The organism is Brevundimonas sp. P7753 (assembly GCF_013386595.1).
GTDB classification, from domain to species: domain Bacteria; phylum Pseudomonadota; class Alphaproteobacteria; order Caulobacterales; family Caulobacteraceae; genus Brevundimonas; species Brevundimonas bullata.
This window is the reverse complement of the sequence record NZ_JACARP010000079.1, coordinates 1-3,213: the sequence shown is the minus strand read 5'-3', so window position 1 is coordinate 3,213 and position 3,213 is coordinate 1. Positions and strand designations below refer to the sequence as shown.

The window sequence follows — 3,213 nt, the reverse complement described above, 5'->3', positions numbered from 1 at the left end:
TCGCGCCCGGCGATCTGGCGCAGGATACGCGCATTCCTCGCCGTCTTTGCGGCGCTGACATTGCCCCCGACCGTGGTCACGGCCAGCAGGTCAAGATCGGAAGAGGCGAAGGCGGTCAGCAACCCCGTGGCGTCATCCACGCCGGGGTCGCAATCAATGATGAGAGACTGTTTCACCCACCCGCTTTAGTCCTTCTCCCCTTGCGGGAGAAGGTGGCTGTCCTCGGGCTTGACCCGAGGGCAGACGGATGAGGGGTCGCGCACGCTTCGAATTCAGCAGCGGCCAACGTCGCAAAACCCCTCATCCGGCCCTGCCGGGCCACCTTCTCCCGCAAGGGGAGAAGGGCCGATTAAAGACACATCCCCACGCACACCCGCGCCAACACCTCCGCCGAATCCGTCAGCGGCACGGCCACGTCCGCCGCATCCAGCAACAGCGGCACCTCGGTGCAGCCGCCGATCACGCCCTCGGCCCCCGCCGCGACCAGGGCCGCCGCCAGGTCGCGCATGGCCGCCCTCTGCTCAGGTCCCACATCGCCCGCCTTGACCCCGGCCACCACCGCCATGAATCGCGCCCGGTCGGCGTCCGACAGCCGCACCATCTCCACGCTCTCAGCCGCCAACGCAGCCGAATACAGCGCCTCGCCCCCCGGCGTCGCCAGCACCCCGATCCGGGTCGCGCCATTCGCCTTGGCCGCCTTGGCCGTCTCCGCCACCATGTCGACGAAGGGCAGCCCCGCCGCCCGGATCGCCGCGGCATGGGCGTGGGCGGTGTTGCACGGCATGGCCAGAACCTCGGCCCCCGCCGCCTTCAGCCGCAGCGCCATCTCGCCCAGGGTCCGCCCCGCCGCCTCGGGCTGAGTATGCCGGTTCGGCGTCTGCGGGTTCATGTCCATGACCACCCGCACATGGTCTTCGTCGCCCTGAGCCGGGGTCAGGGCCTGCACCCGCGCCAGAAAGGCCACGGTCGCCGCCGGTCCCATGCCGCCCAGAACACCCAGAGTCTTCACGCCCGACCTCATCCGCTCACTCGACCCCGACGCCGGGACCTGTGCGCTCGCTTCGCCCATCCCGGCCCCCCGCGCAATATCGCCGCGCGACATCGTCGCATTGCCATATCCTCGCGGCGCCGTGCTTATGCGCGCAACGATTCGGGGAAGACGCTCACTCCATGCCAGCTGAAAAAGCCGCCGCGCTGATCACCAACGACGCCGTCGTTCTGGGCCTTCTGGCCGTCATTCTGGCGGGGGTCTTCTGGGCCTCCAGCCTGCCCAACAAGGGGGTTCAGCGGTTCTTCGCCTTCGTGCCCGCCCTGCTGCTCTGCTATTTTCTGCCGTCGCTGCTGACCACCTTCGGCGTCGTCGATCCCGAAACCTCGCGCCTCTACTTCATCGCCTCGCGCTTCCTGCTGCCGGCGGCCCTGGTGTTGCTGACGGTGTCGGCGGACCTGCCGGCGGTCTTCCGCCTGGGGCCGAAAGCCCTGATCATGTTCTTCACCGGCACGCTCGGCGTCATGCTGGGCGGCCCCATCGCCCTGCTGTTGACCAGCTGGGTCGCGCCCGACCTGATGGGCGCCGGCCCCGAGGCCATCTGGCGCGGCATGGCCACCGTCGCCGGCAGCTGGATCGGCGGCTCGGCCAACCAGACCGCTCTGTATGAAATCTACGGCGCCGGCCCCGACGTCTTCTCCATCTGGATCGCCGTCGACGTCATCGTCGCCAACATCTGGATGGCGGGCGTGCTGTGGATCGCGGCCAACCAGGTGCGCGTCAATCGCCTGCTGCGCGCCGACGCCTCCGCCGTCGACCGCGTGCGCGAAAAGGCCGAGGCCTATGAGACCGAAAACGCCCGCATACCCTCGCTGAAGGACCTGATCTTCATCGTCGGCGTCGGCTTCGGCGCGGTCGGCCTGTCGCACGCCCTGGCCGACCCCCTGTCGGCCTGGTTCGGCGCCAACGCCCCCTGGGCCCAGCGCCTGTCGCTGGACTCCAGCTTCTTCTGGCTGGTGCTGATCGCTACCGTCATCGGCGTGGTCCTGTCCTTCACCCCGGCGCGCAAGCTGCAAGGCCCCGGCGCGGCCAAGGTCGGCTCGGTCTTCGTCTATGTCCTGGTCGCCACCGTCGGCCTGAACATGAACATCGGCGCCATCCTTGATTCGCCCGCCTACTTCCTGATCGGCCTGGTCTGGATGGCGGTTCACGTCCTGCTGCTGTTCGCCGTCGCCTGGCTGATCAAGGCCCCGGCCTTCTTCCTCGGCGTCGGCTCCATGGCCAATATCGGCGGCGCGGCCAGCGCCCCGGTGGCGGCGGCGGCCTTCCACCCGTCCCTGGCCTCGGTCGGCGTCCTGCTGGCGGTCGTGGGCTATATCGTCGGCACCGGCGCCGCCTGGTTCACCGGCCTGGTGATGATGCAGATCGCCGGCGCAGGCTGACGGAATCGGGGGCGTCCGGGCAAGAAATCGCCAGTTCAAGAACCGCGTTCAACAATCATGGATAACGCGCGAATTCTTGCGGAACCAAGTTTCAGGTCCGTTGTTATTGCATCGGACACATCGGACGCCCCCCAACCCCGATGTCGTCTGTGGCGGTCCGGCCTTAACGCCCCCCCGACTGAGAAGCCGGACCGCCCCCCCTCTCCTCAATCCAGTTTCAGCACCATGTCCCAGCGGTCGATGCCGGGCGCATAGCCGTCGGGCGTCACCTTTTCCGCCTCGAACCCGAACCGCGCATAGAAGCCCTGCGTATGCTGGCTGGTGTTCAGGATGACGCGGGCGATCCCCGGCGTCGCCCGCGCCGCCGCGATCCGCGCCTCGGTCAGCACCTGGCCCAGCCCCCGCCCGTGCAGGCTGTTGTCCACCATGCCCCAGCACAGGGCCACGCTGACCCCGTCCCCCTCCACCGCATGGCCGCCGCAGCCGACGATCCGCCCGTCCAGCTCGATCACCTGATAGGGCCAGCGCAGGGCCTGATCTTTCAGGAAGCCGACAAACCCGTCCCGCTCGCTCACATCAAAGAAGCGCGGCGTATTGCTGTCGAACAGGGCCAGACAGCCATCGCAATCTTCGGGGCGATAGGGGCGGGCGGTCGGCATGGCGTCATCCTGGATCAAGTCTTCCAACCTCTTTCTAATCGTCATTCTCGGCCCTGTGCCGAGAATCCAGAACCGCGACGCCGGAAATCCCGCCCCTGCACCTCCACGCCGCGCGCCCTCCCCT

General features: G+C 68.2%; 4 protein-coding genes. 1 reads left to right on the top strand and 3 read right to left on the bottom strand.

The window, feature by feature from the left end:
- The coding region (locus tag HX774_RS14050) for a nucleoside hydrolase (protein ID WP_178827697.1) at window positions 1-176 on the bottom strand (176 nt) is incomplete at its 3' end.
- A gap of 173 nt (window positions 177-349) precedes the next feature.
- Complete coding sequence (locus tag HX774_RS14045) at window positions 350-1,009, bottom strand: aspartate/glutamate racemase family protein (protein ID WP_370523641.1); 660 nt, start codon at window positions 1,007-1,009, stop codon at window positions 350-352.
- A gap of 161 nt (window positions 1,010-1,170) precedes the next feature.
- On the opposite strand from HX774_RS14045, the gene HX774_RS14040 reads away from it, so the two are divergent.
- Window positions 1,171-2,430 (top strand): DUF819 domain-containing protein, encoded by a 1,260-nt coding sequence (locus tag HX774_RS14040; RefSeq protein ID WP_178827693.1) that lies wholly within the window; start codon window positions 1,171-1,173, stop codon window positions 2,428-2,430.
- Window positions 2,431-2,636: 206 nt separating this feature from the next.
- Here the strand turns inward: HX774_RS14040 and HX774_RS14035 are convergent, their stop codons facing one another.
- Window positions 2,637-3,107: a GNAT family N-acetyltransferase gene (locus HX774_RS14035; protein WP_255500461.1), complete on the bottom strand. Its 471-nt coding sequence runs from the start codon at window positions 3,105-3,107 to the stop codon at window positions 2,637-2,639.
- Window positions 3,108-3,213 lie beyond the last annotated feature (106 nt).

Excerpts from the sequence above, each read along its gene's own strand:
- HX774_RS14040 (WP_178827693.1), top strand. The coding sequence starts at position 1,171 with ATGCCAGCTGAAAAAGCCGCCGCGCTGATCACCAACGACGCCGTCGTT.